Annotated in this window: 16 protein-coding genes and 1 tRNA gene; 5 read left to right on the top strand and 12 right to left on the bottom strand. The window is 63.8% G+C overall.

All coding sequences use genetic code 11. The features are described from left to right. Positions 1–2 precede the first annotated feature (2 nt). A complete protein-coding gene (locus tag LK09_RS17685; RefSeq protein ID WP_039402530.1) occupies positions 3–905 on the top strand; it encodes an alpha/beta hydrolase in 903 nt (300 codons plus the stop codon). 36 nt (positions 906–941) lie between these two features. Here LK09_RS17685 and LK09_RS20945 read toward each other — a convergent pair whose 3' ends face one another. The 4 genes from LK09_RS20945 to LK09_RS17665 form a co-directional block, all read right to left on the bottom strand. Next, complete coding sequence (locus LK09_RS20945; RefSeq protein WP_197061098.1) at positions 942–1,634, bottom strand: M23 family metallopeptidase; 693 nt, start codon at positions 1,632–1,634, stop codon at positions 942–944. Between the two features lie 156 nt (positions 1,635–1,790). Then, a tRNA-Gly gene (locus LK09_RS17675) sits at positions 1,791–1,864 on the bottom strand. Positions 1,865–2,162: 298 nt separating this feature from the next. Continuing rightward, the gene (locus LK09_RS21220) at positions 2,163–4,685 is read right to left on the bottom strand and encodes an HsdM family class I SAM-dependent methyltransferase (protein WP_197061097.1); all 2,523 of its coding nucleotides are present in this window, start codon (positions 4,683–4,685) and stop codon (positions 2,163–2,165) included. A 231-nt stretch (positions 4,686–4,916) separates the two neighbouring features. After that, on the bottom strand, positions 4,917–8,021 hold the full coding sequence (locus LK09_RS17665) for a type I restriction endonuclease subunit R (RefSeq protein WP_052226974.1): 3,105 nt from the start codon (positions 8,019–8,021) through the stop codon (positions 4,917–4,919). A gap of 89 nt (positions 8,022–8,110) precedes the next feature. On the opposite strand from LK09_RS17665, the gene LK09_RS17660 reads away from it, so the two are divergent. Beyond that, on the top strand, positions 8,111–8,290 hold the full coding sequence (locus LK09_RS17660; protein ID WP_039402527.1) for a hypothetical protein: 180 nt from the start codon (positions 8,111–8,113) through the stop codon (positions 8,288–8,290). 109 nt (positions 8,291–8,399) lie between these two features. Here LK09_RS17660 and LK09_RS17655 read toward each other — a convergent pair whose 3' ends face one another. The 5 genes from LK09_RS17655 to LK09_RS21645 form a co-directional block, all read right to left on the bottom strand. Continuing rightward, positions 8,400–9,626, bottom strand: a complete 1,227-nt coding sequence (locus LK09_RS17655) for a restriction endonuclease subunit S domain-containing protein (protein ID WP_407939198.1) — start codon at positions 9,624–9,626, stop codon at positions 8,400–8,402. After that, positions 9,626–11,578: a type I restriction-modification system subunit M gene (locus LK09_RS17650; protein WP_039402524.1), complete on the bottom strand. Its 1,953-nt coding sequence runs from the start codon at positions 11,576–11,578 to the stop codon at positions 9,626–9,628. Before LK09_RS17650 ends, LK09_RS17655 begins: the two co-directional genes overlap by 1 nt. A gap of 163 nt (positions 11,579–11,741) precedes the next feature. Beyond that, positions 11,742–11,960, bottom strand: a complete 219-nt coding sequence (locus tag LK09_RS17645) for a MerR family transcriptional regulator (protein ID WP_156138889.1) — start codon at positions 11,958–11,960, stop codon at positions 11,742–11,744. Between the two features lie 51 nt (positions 11,961–12,011). Then, the gene (locus LK09_RS17640; protein WP_156138888.1) at positions 12,012–12,635 is read right to left on the bottom strand and encodes a hypothetical protein; all 624 of its coding nucleotides are present in this window, start codon (positions 12,633–12,635) and stop codon (positions 12,012–12,014) included. Positions 12,636–13,412: 777 nt separating this feature from the next. After that, a complete protein-coding gene (locus LK09_RS21645) occupies positions 13,413–13,559 on the bottom strand; it encodes a hypothetical protein (RefSeq protein ID WP_156138887.1) in 147 nt (48 codons plus the stop codon). 307 nt (positions 13,560–13,866) lie between these two features. Here LK09_RS21645 and LK09_RS17630 point away from each other — a divergent pair, with 307 nt between their 5' ends. Together LK09_RS17630 and LK09_RS17625 are read left to right on the top strand one after the other, a co-directional pair. Beyond that, entirely contained in the window at positions 13,867–14,184 is a 318-nt protein-coding gene (locus LK09_RS17630; RefSeq protein WP_039402518.1) for a hypothetical protein, read from the top strand. Beyond that, positions 14,181–15,287, top strand: a complete 1,107-nt coding sequence (locus tag LK09_RS17625; protein WP_039402516.1) for an ImmA/IrrE family metallo-endopeptidase — start codon at positions 14,181–14,183, stop codon at positions 15,285–15,287. The genes LK09_RS17630 and LK09_RS17625 overlap by 4 nt, the downstream gene beginning before the upstream one ends. Here LK09_RS17625 and LK09_RS21640 read toward each other — a convergent pair. Then, positions 15,271–16,203 carry an alpha-glutamyl/putrescinyl thymine pyrophosphorylase clade 3 protein gene (locus LK09_RS21640; RefSeq protein ID WP_156138886.1) on the bottom strand — a complete coding sequence of 311 codons (933 nt, stop codon included), beginning with the start codon at positions 16,201–16,203 and terminating at the stop codon, positions 15,271–15,273. The two genes, LK09_RS17625 and LK09_RS21640, sit on opposite strands and share 17 nt — an antisense overlap. After that, positions 16,204–17,148 carry a thymidylate synthase gene (locus tag LK09_RS17620; RefSeq protein WP_039402514.1) on the bottom strand — a complete coding sequence of 315 codons (945 nt, stop codon included), beginning with the start codon at positions 17,146–17,148 and terminating at the stop codon, positions 16,204–16,206. 94 nt (positions 17,149–17,242) lie between these two features. On the opposite strand from LK09_RS17620, the gene LK09_RS21215 reads away from it, so the two are divergent. After that, the gene (locus LK09_RS21215) at positions 17,243–17,650 is read left to right on the top strand and encodes a (deoxy)nucleoside triphosphate pyrophosphohydrolase (protein ID WP_082008362.1); all 408 of its coding nucleotides are present in this window, start codon (positions 17,243–17,245) and stop codon (positions 17,648–17,650) included. 118 nt (positions 17,651–17,768) lie between these two features. Here LK09_RS21215 and LK09_RS17615 read toward each other — a convergent pair whose 3' ends face one another. Further along, positions 17,769–18,794, bottom strand: coding sequence for a Shedu immune nuclease family protein (locus LK09_RS17615; RefSeq protein WP_039402512.1), 1,026 nt, complete (start codon positions 18,792–18,794; stop codon positions 17,769–17,771). Positions 18,795–18,944: the final 150 nt, after the last annotated feature.

The following is an 18,944-nucleotide window of genomic DNA, read 5'->3' as shown; positions in this document are numbered from 1 at the left end:
CTGTGAGCACACCTACGCGATCTCGTGCGGCGATCGTGACGCGGCGCGCCTTCCTCACCGCCGGGGCGTCGGTCCTCGCGCTCGGTGGAGCCGCGGAAGCCGTGAACGCCGGACTCCTTCCCGGCCGCACCACCCTGTATCGCGTGCTCGGGCTCGACGGACCGGCGGGAACCATCCCGCACGTCGGCGGCGTCCCCGTCGTCTCGGGCTCGTTCCGGTCTGCGGCGCGCGGCGGCATCCGCACCGGCTGGGCCGTCGCGGCGCCCGTGGGGGCGAAAGACCTTCCCGTCGTGGTCGCCCTGCACGGGTACGGCGGCACGCACGCGTCGCTGTTCGGTCAGGAGCTCGGCCTCGACCGCTTCCTCGCCGCCCATCTGGATGCCGGCGGCAAGCCGTTCGCGATCGTGTCGGTCGACGGCGGCGACAGGTACTGGCATCCACGGCGCGACGGCGACGATCCCGCCGGAATGGTGATGAAAGAGTTGCTGCCGCTCGTGTCGCGGATGGGATTCGACACCGGCCGGTTGGCCTTCACCGGGTATTCGATGGGCGGGTACGGCGCGCTGCGGTTCGGATGGACGCTGGGCGCCGACCGGGTGCGTGCGGTCTCGGCGCTGAGCCCGGCGCTCTGGACCACCGCGGGGGCGGCCGCGAGCATCGCCTTCGACGATGCCGCCGACTACGCCGCGAACACACCGTACGGGCGGCAGGAGCGGCTGACCGGCATCCCGGTGCGGATCGACTGCGGCACCGGCGACGGATTTCAAACGGCGGTGCGCACGTATGTCGCCGGGTTCCCCGAGGCGCCGGCCGGAGGTTTCGAAGCCGGCGGGCACGACATGGCCTTCTGGCGCCGCGAAGCCCCCGCCCATCTCCGTTTCCTGGCCGACGCTCTGCACAGGTGAGGCGGCAGGGATGCCGGTACCGGCATCCCTCGGCTGTCACACGGGCTTCAGCCCGGCAGTGTTCGCTCCGCCCTCGAACCCGCCCGACCAGAACCAGTTGCCGCTGATTCCTTTGAACCAGACGTCGTTGCCCTCCACCTTCTGCCCGTGCCGGAACCCGACGAAGTTGCCGATCGTCCCCTTGGGCAACGGGCCGGGCAGAAGCGTCGACAGGGCGGTGGGCTTCGCACGACGGTTCACGAGGGCCTTGGCGCGGCGCTGGGTCGGCTTCAGGTGCGGTGCGGAGGCCGGCTTCGCCCCGCCGCCGTGCTGCGCGGAGAAGGCGACGATGTCGGTGGTGGCCGCGAATCCGGCCGTGATCGGGTCGGTTCCGACCCACAGTGACTCATGCACGTGCGGTCCGTAGTGGTGGTCCGACCCGAATCCGGATGCCCCGGAGCGCCCGATCTCATGCCCCTGGGTGACATGCTGGCCGACCGTCACCGAGATCGACGACAGGTGCAGGGCGCGGAAGAAGTTCCGGTCGGCGAGCTCGATGCCGACGAATCGGCCGGCTGCGCCGTCGGTGCCGGTGTGGATGGATCGCACGACTCCGGCGAACGGGGCGACCACGACGGTTCCGAACGCGACTGCGAAGTCCGTGCCCGGTTCGCGGCTCGGCGGTGTGCGGTGGCGGTGGCCCAGCCAGGAGCTGGCGACGGTGGCGCTGGGGAGCGTGTACTTTCCCATGATCGTCTCCTTCGAATGCATGGGTCCGCAGTGCGACATGGGTGTGCCGCGAGTTGCTGGAACTGCACTGAAGAGCACCGCCCGGGCGTGGTTGATACAACGCCCGGCGAGAAAGACGAAAGCCCAGCCGTGCGGCCGGGCCGCGCGTCTGGGCTTTGGAGGGGCTGACGGGAATCGAACCCGCGCTGTCTGCTTGGGAAGCAGAAGTTCTGCCATTGAACTACAGCCCCGATGCCTTGAAACGACTGGGATCCGGGGATCCCATCAAGGTTCGGTGTACACATCAGTGTTCACATTTGGGTGATGCCGTGGAATGCGGCGTCTCGTCCATACTAGCCGGGAGATTGGGGTTGTCCTGAATCGGTGCTTCGCCGCGGTCGCGACGGCCTGGTCGAGTCTCGTGGTTCGACAGGAAACGCTCGATCTATTCGGCGGGTTGTCACCCACGATCGCGTCGAGCGAACGCGTCGATGAAGGCACGAGCGCCCTGCATTCGAGAGTAGCCAGCGAAGCTAGACCGCCTGTCGATCAAGAAGCCGACAGGTCGCCGAACTCGGCTCGGAAGCTCTCCACATCGTCCTGCACTTCACTCTCCGGTCCGTACTGATAACTGACCATCCGCACGCGGCTGCCCTCGATGCGGTTGTAGAAGTATGTCGTGAACTGGGCACTGCTCGGAGCTGCGCGCAGCTGCACGAAGTGTCCGAGGCGCAGGGGCGTCTGCGATCCGTCCCGCACGAGGTAGAGCTCGCCGTCGAACATGTGATCACCCACGGCGAAGGCGCGCGTTGCGAACGGCGAGCGAGTCCCGACAGCGACCTCTGCAGTCTGGACGAGGCCGTCGCGTCCGCGCCTTGCGCTTCCGGGACGGACGAGCAGGAGCTGCGACCACACGTTCCCGAGGATCCCCCTGAGTTCCCTGAGGTCTGACACGAGCGAGTCAACTTGCGCTCCCCACTCCTCCTCGGACGTGAATCCCGTGTGACCGAGCCATCGGTTGCGCTTGACGTTCAGCTCGTTGAACTTCTTGACGACATCCTTCGAGATCAGCCGCTCGATTCCAGTGCGGCTGAGGTCGCCGAACGCACGTCGGACGCGGGCGACGTCGTCGGCGTCACCGTTCTCGAGCGCGGAGCGCAGATTCTTCGACGCCTTCTCTGCGATAACGACCCACGTGCCGAACGACGCTCTCTCGATGCCTAGGTGCTGCTCTTGTAGGGTCTGGCGGATCGCCGCCTCGGTCTCGCTGTTGCTGCCCGGATCGCTGCGAGTCGCGGAGAGCAGAACTGTCGCGTGGAAGGTCACGATGGCCTCCCACGCATGGATGTAGGCGCGCTGCCGCTCCCCCGCTGATGCGGCCGTCTCGGCGGTCCACAGCGCCGAGGCGATGGGGTACGGCAGCTGGTCGAGCCAGGCGGTCAGTGAGTCGTCGAACGCGCCCGCGACCTTGCCCACTACCTCCTGAGCGCTCTCCGGAGACGACCAGATGCTCGAGCGTTGCGTGGTCAGCTCCGCTTGGAACGAGCTGAGCTGCTCGTCCGCCGAAGCGAGCGCCAGTTGAACGCTGAGGTCCGGCACCGGCACGACGAGCTCATCGGCCCACCTCATCAACGAGTTAGGGTCCGACCGCAACATCTTGACGTGGTGACCGGAACTGCTGCCATCGATTGCGCGGAGCCGACCGGCGACGCCCTGCTCCGAGTTGAGCCACGCGGCGATGAATGGAGGGTGGAGCGCGTCGTCGTCGAGCTGGATCGCCAAGACCCGTCCGCCAGCATTCATGTCGGACGCGTCGGTGGCAGCTCGGCCGCCCCAAGATGTGGGCACGAACAACTCGCGGTGACCTTGTTCGCCAGACGCGTCCGTCAGGGCCTCGGGCTCTCGCGCGAGAAGACTGCTCAGACGTCGGCTCGGCCAGCCTTTCGAGGCCATGTCTCGCAGCAGTTCGCGCGAGTCGTCCCCGAAGATGCGGCTGGGATCGAGATCGACGGTCTCACGCGCCTCCTCATCCACAGACACGAGGATGTCCGAGCCGTAGCGCTTCTGCAGAAACGCTACGTCGATCGCAGTGTCGCCGTGCGTGGTGACCCGCCATGAGAGCCGGCGGCCCTCGTGCGTTACGCGCGACAACTTGGCGTCTCGGCGGACGAACTGGCGGGTACTGACCGTGCGATTACGGGGGCCCGGCCGCATCGTCCTGAGCCCGGACTCGAGCTCGTGGAACGCCTCGATCGGAATCGACCTGCGGCGGCGCTCCGTCGTGAACATCGTCTGCAGGTCGGCGACCATCGCCTTGCCCCGGTGGAGATCGCTGGCTCTGTTGGTAAAGGTAAGGAGGTAGAGGGGTATCGCCGTGTTCGGCGCGAGGCCCTCAGGAAGACGGGTGACTGACTCGAGAAGCCCCGCGTCGACGATCCGTCGTCTCACCTCAGCGGTGCTGCCGCCAGAGCTGAGTGCGCCGGGGTTCACCAGCGCGGCGACACGTCCACCCCCTTGGTCAGCTGGGCGCAGCTTCTCAAGGGCCAACGAGATGAACAGCCAGGTGCTGTCTGAGCGCTGCGGGAGGCCGAACCCGAAAGCACCGGCGCGCTGCCGGGCCTCTACGGCCGGCGCCGACGGCCCCCAGGCCATGCCCCAGGGCGCGTCAACGATGACGAGGTCGGCGGTGAAGTCCTCGAAGGCGTCGTGCGTCAGCGTATCGCCGAAGGCGATCGCGACATCAGGGTCAGCGTCGAAGCGTTGCCTGCTCTGCTCGACTGCGGCCTGATTGATGTCCTGTCCGCGGTAGCGCGTCTGCATGCCTGCCGATCGCAGGGCCTCAAGGAGAAGGGATCCCGCGAAGCCAGTGCCGGCGGCCGGATCCCAGACGTCGACAGACGACATGCCCGGGTCCATTCGGCTGAGGGCGCCGACGGCGAGGGCGCGCGCTAGAGAGAGGCTCGTCGTGTGCTCTCCGGCGAATCGATCCGTCTCGTTTCCCGGATGCGGATCGCTCCGCGCGTCAGAGAGCAGATGCTCGATCGCCGGGTGTTGAGTATTCGTCGCCGCCATTGGAATCGTCCCCCTCCGAGGCTTCGACTTCATCGGTGTCCACCTCTTCAACTGTGCACAGTCGGCGCGACCAGTCGAGGTACTGACCGATGAGCCAGGTCAACTCGTTCCTGTCGAATGGACGCGCACGGTCCCGCAGACAGAGCGTACTGGGAGAAGAGACTTTCGCGAACCAGAACAGCGCCTGCAAGCTGGCTGTGTTCTTCGCCACGACCACCGGCCGGCACGTGATTACCCTGCCGCAGCCATCCGCTCCGCCTCCGCCCGGGTCTTCTCGTACAGCCCCATCGCCACGAGCACGTCCACGATTCCGGCGAAATCGCTCTTCTGCAGCAGCGACTTCATCGCGTTGCTGTGACCGGCAGCCGACGCGTACATGACATCTTCCAACTCCGCCACGATCGTCGGCGAGCTCACGAAGTCGATTGGGGTGTTCGCCATCGCTTCGGCCTGGATCTTCTGGTTGTCCACCACGTGCCGCAGGATCGTCTCGGCCGCGCTAACGCCGTTGACCTCATCGACGTCAGTACCGGCGAACAATGCGTTGATCTTGTCGAGCACGTCCTGAAGCAGCCCGTACTTCGCCTCCCGCGGCTGGGCCGACCCCGCCGCCGTGATCCCCGCCAGCTCTCCCGAGGCACCAGGTGTGAGTCCAAGACTCTGGGCGTCGAGCTTGCGCAGCCGGTAATGGGTAAGCACGATGTCGTCGGTGTTGATCGCGGCGGCGTCGGGTTCGTCGCGTTCGATCGCGCGTCGGTACACCCGCAAGAAGATCGCCCACTTCTCGATCTCGGTGTCGCCGTAGTCCATGATCTGCGACAGGAAGTCGTACGCGCGAACGAACGCGAACACCGTGCCGCGGAACTCCTCCAGCCGACCCCTCTCCAACTCGTCGCCGTCGTCGACGGCGGCACGCCACCGATCCCAGAACACATCTCGCGAAGCCTTGATGTGCGAGTACAGAGCGTTATGACTGGACTTCGTGAGCCACGCATCGACCACCGCATCCACATCGTGGGCGTCGATGATGTTCATCGCGCGCAGCTTGCCGAGCATGTCGTGGATAATGTTCGGGTCGCTCGGCTTGGTCAGCTCGGCATCTTCGTAGTATGTCTGGAAAGCGGCCAGGATCTCAGCGGGGTCGTTGACGAAGTCGATGATGTACGTGTTCTCCTTGCCAGGGATCACACGGTTCAGCCGTGAGAGGGTCTGAACCGCAGTGATGCCCGACAGCTTTTTGTCGACGTACATGCCGACCAGCAGCGGCTGGTCGAACCCTGTCTGGAACTTGTTAGCAACGATCATCACCTGGAATTCGTCGCCAGCGAACGCGGCCTCCAACGCCCGGCCCTTCAGCCCCGGGTTCATCGACGCCTCGGTGAACTCCTCGGGCCCCGAATCCAGATCGTTCACCGATCCCGAGAACGCAACGAGTGCGCCGAGCTGCTTGTCGAGTTTCTGCTCCTTCAGGTACGCGTCGATCGCGAGCTTGTACCGCACGGCTTCCTTGCGTGACCCGGTGACGACCATCGCCTTCGCTCGTCCGCCGAGCTCGCTGCGGACATTGCTGCGGAAGTGCTCGACGATGATCGCGACCTTCTGCGCGATGTTCGTCGGGTGCAGCCGCACCCACCGCATCACCTCACTGCCCGCCTTGGCGGTGTCGATCTCGACGTCGAGCCCGGTCGCCGAATCGGTGTGCGCGAGGCTGAACGCGAGATCGTAGGGCAGGTAGTTCTTCAGCACGTCGAGGATGAACCCCTCTTCGATCGCCTGCTTCATCGAGTACAGGTCAAACTCGCGCTTCTGCCCGGTCACGTCCTCGCGTCCGAAAAGTTCGACCGTCTTGCCCTTCGGCGTCGCAGTGAACGCGAAAAACGAGATCGTGCCGACGCCCACCTTGCGGGCCATCACATCAGCGAGCACGTCTTCGACATCGATGGATGCGTCATCCCCGGCATTCGCGTCATCTTCGGTCTTCGCACCCGCGGTGAGGACCTGCTTGAGGGATGCCGCCGCCTCACCGGTCTGCGACGAATGCGCCTCGTCGGCGATGACCGCGTATCGCCGGCCCGCAAGCCCAGCATTGTTCTCGATGGTGGTCAGCGCGTGCGGGAAGGTCTGCAGTGTCACCCCGATGATCTGCTTGCCGGCCAGCAGCGCGTCGGCGAGCTGTGCGGATTTGGATGCTTCACCGCCGCGGGTGATCGCCTGGAACACGCCCGCCGTGGTCTCCAGCTGCTCGACTGCTTTCTGCAGCTGCCCGTCGAGCACCTGTCGGTCGGACACCACGATCACACCCTCGAACATCTTCGCCCCGCCGGGGTGGTGCAGTTGCGCCATCCGGTGCGCGGTCCAGGCGATCGAGTCGGTCTTGCCCGACCCGGCCGAGTGCTGGATCAGATAGTTGTGGCCCGGCCCCTCCACGAGAACCGCACGCTCGAGCTTCGTGACCGCCCGCCACTGGTGATAGCGAGGGAACCGCAGCGACCGGGCGTACGACTTCTTCCCGTCGATCGGGTCGGTCTTCTCCTCGAATCGGAAATGCAGGAACCTGCCCACGAGGTCGAGCCACGTTTCTCGTTCGAGGATCTCTTCCCAGAAGTACGCCGTCGGGCTTGTGCCCGGGATGGCTGCGTTGCCGGCCCCGTTGTTGTTGCCACGGTTGAACGGCAGAAAGCGGGTGTTTGACCCGTCGAGCTTCGTCGTCATGTGCACTTCCTCGTTCGTGACGACGAAATGCACCAGCGCGCCCCGACCGAACGTGAGGAGCGGCTCCCCCTCGGGCTTGCGGTCGTGCGCGTACTGCTTCAGCCCGGCGGCGAGGTTCTGCACTAGGTCGGTCTTCAACTCGATCGTCGTGACCGGGATACCGTTGACGAAGAGCACCAGATCGATCCGGTTGCCGTTCTTCCCGGAGTACTCCACCTGCCGCATCACTCGCAAACGGTTCACCGCGAACCACTCCATGGTCTTCGCGTTTAGCGACGTCGCCGGCCGCGCCTGAAACAGGATGAACTTCGCGTTTAGCACGCCGACCGGCTTGCGCAACACGTTCAAAGTGCCGCCAGCGTTCATCGGATCCGCGGTCTGCGCTGCCACGATCCGGTCGAGGATCTGCTTGCGGCCGAGCTCACGGGATGCCTCGGATGCCTCCGGTTTCACCAGCTTGGCGAGCTGCTCGGGCTGCGTCGCCTCCAACCACGCGAACACATCGGCCGGGAACAGCGCCCGCTCCCGGTCGTACCCGTCATCGTTCGGCGAGTACTCCCAGCCATGCGCAGCCAGGTACTCGCATAGCCCGGTCTCGAAAGCATCCTCGTGCTGAATCCCCACGGTCCCCATCTTTCGCTATCGCAGGCTTCATCCTCGCGAGCAGAAGTCAGCCACCTTCGGCCAACATATCGGGAACGCGCTCGCCCGCTGTGCATCACGGCGGTGATAAGACGGCGGCCGACTACCTCACCGACATCGAGGATGCCACCGCCTACCTCGACGACACGACCGGCCCGATCGCCGTGGGCAGCGCGCTCGGAACCACCGCCCCGTCAGGCAGCCCCAACGAATTCGCGCCGTACCGGCATGTGCTGAGGGGGCCTTTATGAGGCGCTCTGTCGCGACGGCAGGCTCCAGCTTCGCCACGACCTCTAAGTCGTCGAGGCGCTCGGCCTTCAGTTGGACTCAACCTCTGCAGCCTGACGCGGAGGACTTCGCTCAGGCTGCGCCGCGGACGTCGATCTTGCCCGTCACCGCCGCCGAGATCAGCGCGCCGCGACGCTCACGCGACAGGGCGATCGCCTCACGGGCGTCTGCGATTGCAGCGTCCAGCTCGGCCGTCTCGCGGTCGAGGTAGTCAGCAATAGCACGTTGATCCTCGAATGAGCCAACCGCTATGAGTGCGTCGCCAAGCTCCTGCGCGTTCAGGTGAGGCTGCGCGGCCCGAGCGCTAGCGACTTCGAGCTGTGCCATCCTCACGTAGGTAGAAAGAAGGGCGTATTGAATGAAACGCGGCTCCACTCCAGCTGAGGCACGGAAGACCATGTCGAAGCCAGCGATGGAGCGCGCATATTGCGATGGAACGAGGGCGGAATCGCCCGTCAGAGCACCGGAACGTACTACGATAATGTCCCCGTACTCAAGCCACAAAATCCGCTGTTGCGGAATATCACTCGGGTCGACGAAGACCATACGATCCCCCGAAATATGACCCTCGGAGACATTGGTCGCGCGGATTAGCGGCGTGCCGTCACCCACGTACGGCGGCGGTTCGCCGATACCATACCGAATCGAACCTAGACGCTTAAGCTTGACCACCGCCCAGGTACAGGGAATAATCCCGGCGAAATGCAATCCGCTGTCCTTCATCCGAACGGCGGGGTCAAGGCCCTTGGTGACCGCGCGGGTGATCGTCGCGGCTCGCCGCTCAGTGAGGAGCGAGATGAGATCCTCCTGATCCGCGATGAACGCGTCGATCTCCGCCGTTTCCCGCTCCAGACCACAGACCACGGCGTGCTGAACAGCGAGAGGCGGCAAGGAGATCTCAAGCTCGCGGATGAAGTCCCAATTCGCTCGTGGCATCTTTGCGCCGTAGACCGAGCTCGTGATCGATTCGATTTGCTCAGGAATGAGAAGACTGTTTGCCAAGAAGCGTGAGTCGAGTTCGTGGCTTGGCCGCAGAACGAGGAAGTCACCGACGGCAGCCCCTGGTCGATCGGCAACCCATGCCTTGGCCAAGTACGGACGGAGCTTTCCGAAAAGTACATCGCCGATCCTGAAGGCGATGCCAGCCCCTTCAAACGACCCGTCGGCCGAGATCAGACTACCTGTCCATCCCTCGATGTTCTCGAGCCCGACCTTCCATTCATCGCCGGCGGCACGATCGGTGATTAGTCGTACCGCCGTCTTCAGTTTGCGCGTAGGCCAATGCGCACGATTCTCCATCACACCCTCACCGCCTCGAGCCGAGCACGGATGCGGCCGAGCACGGCCTCTAGGTCGTCGTCGATCTCCTCGAGCGAGCGGGGCGGCACGAACTGGTAGAAGTGGCGGGTGAAGGGGATCTCGCAGCCTTCCTTGGTCTTGGTCTCGTCAATCCAGGCGTCGGGGGCGAACGGCTTCACTTCGCGATCGAAGTACGCGTGGATGTCTTCATCCCAGGGCACGTTTTCGGTTTCGCGGAGGGACGGGTCGGGTTCGTGGTTCTTCCTTGCGTCGAGCACGATCGGAGCCGTTTCGTCACGCTCGGACAGGCCTACGAGCAGGGCCTTCATCTGGGCTGCGGTGAGCAAAGCGCCTGACTCGACGAGCAAGGCGGAGACGCGTTTGCGGAACGCGGGGAGGTCCGTCGTAGGCGTTTCGCCTCGCTGCGCTCGCTCAACGACCGCGATCAGCGGGGACAGGTCGCTGTTCGCGAGGGGCTTCGACTCTGCCGCGACGGCGAGGCGTTCCGGCGTGAGCGCCCAGTTCAACCGCAGAGGGCGTTCGACGGTGATCGTGCGGTAGAAGAAGTCGGTGGTGGCGAAGATCCTCGAGCGGACGGCATCCACTTCGCCCACATACAAGCGCACCATCTTGGCGATGTTGTTGGGGCCGAGCTCGTTGCGTTTCGAGCCGAGCCCCTTGCGCATCTTACGGAACAACTTCGACCCGTCGATCAGCTGCACCCGTCCGACCCGGTCGGTGGACTTCTTGGTCGACAGCACCCAGACGTAAGTGGCGATGCCCGTGTTATAGAACATGTCAGTCGGCAGCGCGATGATCGCTTCGAGCAGGTCTCGTTCGAGCACCCACTTGCGGATGTTCGACTCCCCCGAACCGGCGCCGCCGGTGAACAGGGGGCTGCCATTGAGGACGATCGCCGCCCGTCCACCACCGTCTTCGGCGGTGCGCATCTTGGAGATCAGGTGCAGCAGGAACAGCATCGACCCGTCCGACACACGCGGCAGACCCGGCCCGAACCGGCCCGCGTACCCGCGTACCTGGTGCTCCTCTGTGACGGCCTTCTGTTGCTTTTTCCAGTCCACTCCGAATGGCGGGTTTGACAGCCCGTAATTGAACGTCTTGCCGGCATGGCCGTCATGGGTCAGGGTGTCGCCGAAGAAGATCGCGTCGACCGACTGGCCCTTCACCGTCATGTCTGCTTTGCAGATCGCGTACGACTGCGGGTTGATCTCCTGCCCCGCGAGCGTCAGCGTCGCGGAGGGGTTCGCGCTGGTGATGTGGTCTTCGGCCACCGACAGCATCCCGCCCGTGCCGGCCGTCGGGTCATACACCGACCGCACCACGTTCGCCTTCGAGAGGGTGTCGGACTCGGGGGCGAGGAGGATGTCGACCATCAGCTCGATCACGTCGCGCGGGGTGAAGTGCTCACCAGCGGTCTCGTTCGACGCCTCGGCGAACTTGCGGATCAGCTCCTCGAAGATGTGACCCATCTCTTCGTTCGGCACCGCCGCCGGCGACAGATCGACCGCCGCGAACCGCTGGGTGACGAGGAACAGGAGGTCGTGCTCATCGAGTTCAGCGATCCGCTCGGCGATCTTGTACTTGTCGAAGATGTCCTTGACGTTCTCGGAGAACCCGGTGACGTAGTCGAGCAGGTTCGCCGCGAGGTTCTCTGAGTCGCCGAGCGCGGTCTTGAGCTCGAACTTCGACTCGTTCCAGAACGAGTACTCGTGGCGAGCCTTGTTGCGCAACAGCGATGCGCGGACCGGGATGCCGTCGTTGGTCGCCTGCTCGACCGCCGCGAACACCGCCTGCTTGGTCGGCGCCAGCACGGCATCGAGGCGCCGCAGGACTGTGAACGGCAGGATGATGTCGCCGTACTGGTGCGCCTTGAAGCTGCCTCGCAGCAGATCGGCGATTGACCAGATGAACGTGGCGTGGTTGTTGCTCAAGACCTTGCTGCTCCTCGACTGCGCGTAAGGGAATCCTATTCTCGGCGCGTAGACGTCTCAGCGCATCCAGCCACCCGGGGACGTCCGCGGGGGAGCGAGCATGGGTAGCTGTCCAGCCCATACCCGTCACGACGCGACTACTGGCAGCTCAACAGTTCACCCTTCAGACGACCGGCAGATGCCCAGGGTGCGTCGGCAGATCCTCGACGAATCGCTCGAGCTCCGAGATCGCGTACAGCGGCTTCGTGCCGGTGAAGTGGGGGGTTACGTCGCCGAGACGAACGTGGTGACGCAGGCGTGACGGACTGATTCCGAGGATCGCCGCGGCCGTGGCGTGATCCACGGCTACGAGCTGGCTGGGGAGTACAACCGAGTCAGTCATCGCGACACCTCCGCGGGTGAATCCGGGACGCGGGAGATCGTCCTGGGCGCCTCAGGGGCGCGCCGGTCGGCCCATCGGATAGCCCAGACCCTCGAGTCGTCCGGCATCCCGCGCCGCTCGGATCCACTGGGCCGCGGTGCGGGGTGCAACGTTGAGCTCGCGCTCGATGGCTTTGGCCGGCGGTTGTCCCGTGAGGACGGCGACGCCGTAGACGAGTTGGACGGCATCCAGCCTGGCTTCCCGAGCCTCGGCGCGCGCGGACTCAGAGAGATTCCCCCGCCTTGGTGCTGCGGCGAGCGTATTGGTGAGCCAAGTCGGGAGCATCCGTCCTTCGGACGACGCCAGCTCGGCAGCTGTGACGAACAGGTCTTCGTCATCGAGCGCGAATGCGACACAGTGCGGGGATGCGGCCTGAACAATCTCGGCGAGCCGCACCCGGCGCAACTCAGTTCCGGTGATCTCTCCTCCGGAGAGGGAGTACGTGCCAGCCTGCCGGACGACGAAGCGGCCTTCGATTGCGTCATACTCGACGTCGAGCGTGCTGCCGAGGCCGGTGTGCTCGTCCTCCGCGATGACCCGATAGCGGGGGACGATCCACAGCGCGGCGCCGATGCGGCGGCTCGCGTCGTGACGCTCCACTGGGTTGCCTTCAGGAGTCCGGACATCGAGCTTCACCGCCTCAGTCTGCCTTATCGCGTCAAACTTCCGTTAGTGCTGAATATTGTCAGAGTAAGGCGTGGAGCTGACCCTGTCAATGCTTAGCCGCGACACGGGCCGTCGACCCTCCCGATCTCCAACTCCGACCACGTCTCGCACGCGGTATTTCGGAGCCGAGAGCGTACGCGGCCACTACCGGCCCTCAAGGGCGCTGACGCGTCGCTTCGCGATGCGGCTGCGCCGCACCCTTGACCGCCGTACGCGGAGGCGTAACCCGGCAGCTACCGAAAGGACCGCGCGGGAAGAAGACCACGACACTTCCTCGCCATCGCGCCTTCAACCCCGCGCGCGCGGTACGTGAAGTCGATGCCGCCAACTTCGTTGGGAAAGACACAGCCCGGCGGCCCCTCAGGTCTGCGCATCGCCCTGGTCGCAATCCTCGACACGGCCGCGGTCACTCGCTGCGGAGTGCATGTCCCCCACTAAAGACGAGACGAAGGAGGCCAGGGCAACGAGAGAACGAGACAAGCGAAGGGACGAGCTATCGAGCGGACGGAATGACGCAACGGAACGAGATGAGACATGAAGATCGAGAGGGAGGGGCGAGAAGGTCAATGCACGCAGGCACTCCGAAGCGACGCGCCCCGATCCCTTGAAAGGACCGGCATCGCGTGACAACCTCGTTACATGGTCAGGGGCAGGCAACAACTGAAGCGCAAGGCCGCGGAGGTGCGCCGGGCTGAAGCGCGTGAGCAGGAGGACCAAGCCCATCGCAGTGCCGAGGAACTCGACGCGCTAGACCGCCGCTTGATACAGAGATGGGGCGGCGATGCGGCCGCCCTCGACCGCCTCGGTGCTCTGTCGCGCGATCTCGAGAAGCTCCATCGGGAGGAAACCAAGCTTCTGCAGCAGCGGGACGAGCTCGTCCTCTGGCTCCACCATCGGGGTCAAACCTGGGCCATGCTCAGCGCGCGAACAAGGCTGAGCAGACAAGCGCTCATGAAGCGGATGAGCAATCGATGACCGATGCACTCAGCGCCCCTTTCCCGATGGCGAGTGGCACCACGCCAGTCGAACGCTTGGGTGGGCGGAAACCTCTCGCTTCGGGAGGAGTACAGCGAGGTCGACGCGCCGACCATGACAGGTGACGCGCCGCACCGTCCATCCACCGCTAGTCTGTCGGGCACAGCCTTCGGCTTCGAGGGGCACAGCTCAGCCGGCTCTCTCCGCTTCAGAGACTGGCGCGACTATGGAACTGAGCTTTAGCACCCGACAGCTTCGCGAGTTCTGCATCGATCCGCAGACCGACCAGCTCGGAGCCGATGATGTAATTGACCTGAAGGCTCGCCTCGCCGAGTTGCTCGCGGCAGACACCTTGGGCGAGATCCCGATCGGCATTGAATTGTCTGCGGAGGATCCAGCAAGAGTGTGTGTCGAAGTCAACGACAGGTGGCACATCGTGGCACGGTTGGCGCAGGTTCAGGGCCCGGGCGCCACTGGCGACGGTGCGAGGATGGGACAGTACCGAATCCGGTTGGACTCCATTGAGCGCAGGGGGGAAGCGTGACAGTTGCGAGCACGTTCGAACCGCGGTGGGCCTCCGCCCCTGGCGACTCGATTCTGGCCATCCTTCAGCGCCGCGGTTGGACTGTTGACGACCTCGCGGATCGACTGGGCATTGGGGACCCCGCGACCCGCCGTCTGATACGTGGTGAGTCGGAACTCACCGCCGAGCTAGCGGCGTTGCTCGCCGGCTGCCTTGGAGGCTCGGCGAGCTTTTGGCTGACTCGCGAACATCAGTACCGCGAAAGCTTGTTCAGCCTGTCTGCCGATGCGTTAACCCAGCAGATGCCGATCACGCAGATGATTCAGCTTGGCTGGATTGAGAAAAGCGACTCATGGCGCGAGCAGGCGAAGCTGGGACTCCAGTTCCTCGGGGCTAAGAATGCGGAGGACGCGGCAACTCGTGTGGCGCTTGCGACGCGCGGTTCTCACTACCGCGCATCGGACACATACTCGTCAGACAGCCTCACGCTCGCCGTCTGGCTCCGAAAGGCTCAACTTGACGCCTCCCAGGTCCATCTGGACGAGTGGTCGGCACCCGCGTTGAGGGATCAAATCGACGAAATACGCGCCCTCACGAAAGTGCCCGACCCTTCAGTATTCCTCCCCGAACTCCAGGCGATCGGCGCCCGGGCGGGTGTTGCGATCGTACTCGTTCGGCCCCCAAAGGGAGCGGCTCTCAGTGGTGCCGCGTTCACTGGCCACGACGGGCGACGGGTGATCGCATTGACGGCGAGACATCTCAGCGACGATCACCTCTGGTTTACGGTATTCCATGAAATTGGGCACTTGCTCTTACATGGCGTGGATGAAACGTATGTCGACGACTTTGGTGTTGGCGTCGACGCCGACGGCGGTGCTGCTGTCGAGCAGGAAGCAGACAACTTCGCGCTCGAGGCGCTAGTGCCGGGAGGCGTCGGTGAACTTGTCGGGCTCCTGCGCGGGCGCGGGCCGACGAAGCGGGACGTGCTTCGCCTCGCGTCCCGAGTCGGAGTAGCCCCTGGCATCGTTGTCGGACAGTTGCAGCACACGGGCGCGCTTCAGTACAACCAGCTCAACACGCTCAAGCGACGCTACCGGTGGGATAGTTCTACCCTGAAAACCTGACGTACGCGGTCGGGCTCTTCTGCCAGTTGCAGACTGCATCTTCCATGACATCCGGTGTCAAGCCAGTTAGTCTCGAGAATTCACTCAGCTTCGCTTGCGCGACGCCAGCGCCTAGCTCATTGCCGCCCCCAGCGGTGAACAAGAGACGGGCCCCGGTAAGCGGTCCGCTCGCACCGACGAGATAGGAGTGCGGGGGCACAATGTCGGCGAGTCGGAGCTTCTTGAGCGTCATTAGATAATCGAAGCGGCCAATGCGACCGAGTCGTTTAACCTGATCAAGAGATCGGTACATCTCATCGAATCGCGCTTCAGGCGATGCTCCGGCGAATGTTGAAAGCCTCGTCGCATGGTCACCACCGGCCGCGTGAACCCAGTTGATGTAGCTATCGAAGGCCTCGCCGGTTCCTGTGGATGTCCAAGCCTTTAGACTCTCGTACTTCCTGTGGTTGCCAAAACCGTGAGGCCCCGTGTCCCGTCGCAGGTCATCCTGATGATCGTCGAGCCAATACCTGAAGGATGTGATGTCGTTCGACGTTCGCTCCCACGTCCATGGTTCTTCACCCAGTGCCCCATATACGTCCCTCACATAGCGCCAACCTGCACGGCGGTGACGCCCGAAATGGACGAACAAGTATGCAAGCCAAATTGCTTCATCAATGTCACCGCGATTCCTGCTGACGATCGAGGCTTTGATCGGGTCGAATGCGTCGTCGTGGGGATCAGCACTTGCCGCGCCCAAGGGGCGGGATTGAAGCAAATCAAAATAGCGGACGCGCTGCTCAGAGTCGATGATCTGCTCAATTAGGGAGGCGCGGTACTCAGGCTCGGCGATGCCGGGAAGTGGCCCCACCTGGGCCTCATATCGTTCGAACGCGGCCGAGATGCGCCGCGCATCATCCTCGTAGTTTGATCGCAACTAGTCCTCCTCGAAGCGGGCGTGTCGATCGTTAATGTAGATTTCGTAGAACGGATCGTCGAAACTCTCCCTGATTCGCCGCAGGCCCGACCCGGATTTCTCCGGAAATGCCAGCAACACCCTGGCGAGGTCGTCCCAGTACGGGTGCTCGCCGAGGTCTGCGAGCGTGGGTGCGCTCGGGTCGCCAAGGCGAATACGTTCCTCGACTTCGATGATCCAGCGCACGCCGCCCGCAGGATCCCCATCGGGCATTGCGGGCATGGGCTTTAGGTTGTGCCAGCCTTCGTCCAGGAAAGCTGCTGCAGCGTCCGCGTCCGAGTCATAGAGATGAAGGCTTCCGACGAAGTGTAGATAGGTGCCAACCTCGACACCGACATTCCTTGCGACCATCTCTTGAATCATCGTGAAGGCGAAAATGTCATGGGGCAGTCCACGATAGGCATCGTTGGAGCGCATCGTGGCAGCCAGGTGGAGCAACCCGTCGCGGAGCAGGAACTGAAGTGTCGTCGTACATGGAATATCCCGTTGATTTGACAGATCTGACTGTGCAAACACTTGAATGACCGCCTGACGGCTATCCTGTTTATCGCGAAGCCTCTTGATGACCTCTGCCAACCGGTCGTCCGCGCCAAAAAGCCGGGGGCCGTATGCTCCCTCAACTCTGCCCTCGACCGCAAACTTCAGATACATCGGGATGTAATGCGCGATCGGCCCGACTTCATCCGTACCCGACAGGTACCAGAGCCACTCCCCGAGCGCGCTGAAGATCGGGCTGCGCCTATGACTCCGACTCAGCCGCGCACGAGGGTTCCTTAACTCGATCGCCGCGCCGACTTGCTCGCTCGCTGGCCCTTTGCTGGGTTCGATGCGAGAGCCGGCGCGCAGGAGATGATTAAGCACGACCTGCAACACGTCGTCGACCGAGTCCTCCTCAACCAGAAGCATCCCAGCGCACCTCTCCCCCGTTGAAGCCTATGGGACTCGTGATGGTCTGCAGCGCAACCTGAGATCAGACGTGCACCGTGTCTAGAGTGTGTCCATGGCCAGCACAGACCACCCAGTCCGCGTCGTCGCCGCGGTGATCACCAGGGGCGACGAGGTTCTCGCTTGCAGACGCAATGCCGACAAGTCATTCGGTGGACGGTGGGAGTTTCCTGGAGGCAAGCTAGAGCCCGGTGAATCCCTGAGCGAGGCACTCGTCCGTGAGATCCGTGAAGAACTTGACGTGCAGATAGAGGTTGGCGAGGAGCTAACAACAGACGTAACCACCGCGGAGGGCCTCGCGATCCGACTCACCTGCTTTCGGGCATTTCTCGGTTCCACCCCGCCCGATCGCAGCACGGACCACGACGCCATGCGATGGGTATCGGTCTCCGCATTGCCGACGTTGGACTGGGCGCCCGCAGATTGGGCAGCCGTCCGATACCTTCAATCGCTGGAGACATGACCAGCCTCTGGCGGCCGGCTGCGGTGGCAAATCCATTCCTTGTCAAGCTCGTGAGACACAGCGCTGGGCAACGCTACGTGGCTGGTCGCTATTTGAGGTGCATGCGCAAGGAGAACCCTCAGGGGCTAGAGCGAAGGCTGCCTAAGACGTAGCGTGCTCGCACGGCGAGATCATCGAATGTCAGTACCTCGATTGCGCGGCTATTGAATTGCCAGCGCTCAAGTTTTCGAGTTCGGCGTTCGTCCAGTTCTGACCTTCGCCCCAAGATCACAATGCCGTCCGGGGTGGTGATCCCCGGAAAGTGCTTGGCGGCGTACGGATTGTTCTCGGCCACCCATTGCTGGAAGTCCAGGACCTGACCAACGGCGTGGGTGAACTCCTTCGTGAAGTCCGCCCCCTTCGTAAACAGCCGATCTTGAGGCTTCTCGATCTCAACAACGATGTATCGGCCGTCGTGGCGACGGAGTACAAAGTCGGTCTTGAACTCGAGGCCCAGTGGTGCAAGCGGACGCACTTCGGCCGCGGTGACGTCGAGCAGGCTCGGGTTGCTGGTCAGAAAGCCCTGATATTCAGCCTCCGGAAGGTCCTGCGAGATGAGGTACTCAAGGTCCGTGACGAGTTTGTCGGTCAGTGTGAACTGTGACTCGCCAGCAAGCTTGACGTAGAACAGAGCTAGCGGAGGATCCGCTCCAAGATCGGTCCTGCTGAACTCCCCCCAGAACGTACGAGCGAGCTCCAGATCACCAAGAGAATCCACCACGAGGTCGCTGATCGCAACGTGAGAAGCCGCCTGGACCTCGGGGGCGACAGGCGCGCGGACTATCTTGCTAAATACGCGAGGAAGGTTACCGTTGGCGAGGCGCCAGAGCGCCCGCAGGCAGTAGGCGCGGGCCGTGCCGCGCGTGTTGCTGCGCACCTGAGACGCCAACGCTCGCACACCGTCGACTCCTGCCATCCGGTAGGCATCGGCTGCGATGGCATAGATGTAGTGCCGCGAATGGGGCTCGGAGGCGCGCTGTGCGAGGATCCCATCGACCGAATCAATACCGCTTCTGCTGTCCGCGGCGAAAAGCGCCGCGAGTTCCCCGGCAAGACCCTCAATCAGTTCCGCTGTGAAGTAGTCCTCGACGTCAAATCCCTGCATGTCTCCCGAACCTCGCCATTCATGCTCAGATGATCAGCATGGAGCACAAGCATGTAGCGTGTCGACAACGGGAGCGGCCGGCGCGTCGCGTCGCCTCGCCATACCTGCGCAGGAATGCCCACGACGCGGTCTGCCGCGCAGAGCGAGCGT

This window comes from Microbacterium mangrovi (assembly GCF_000802305.1).
In the GTDB taxonomy this organism is placed as follows: domain Bacteria; phylum Actinomycetota; class Actinomycetes; order Actinomycetales; family Microbacteriaceae; genus Microbacterium; species Microbacterium mangrovi.
Note: the sequence above shows the minus strand (reverse complement) of the source record. Positions and strands in the feature narration are given on the sequence as shown.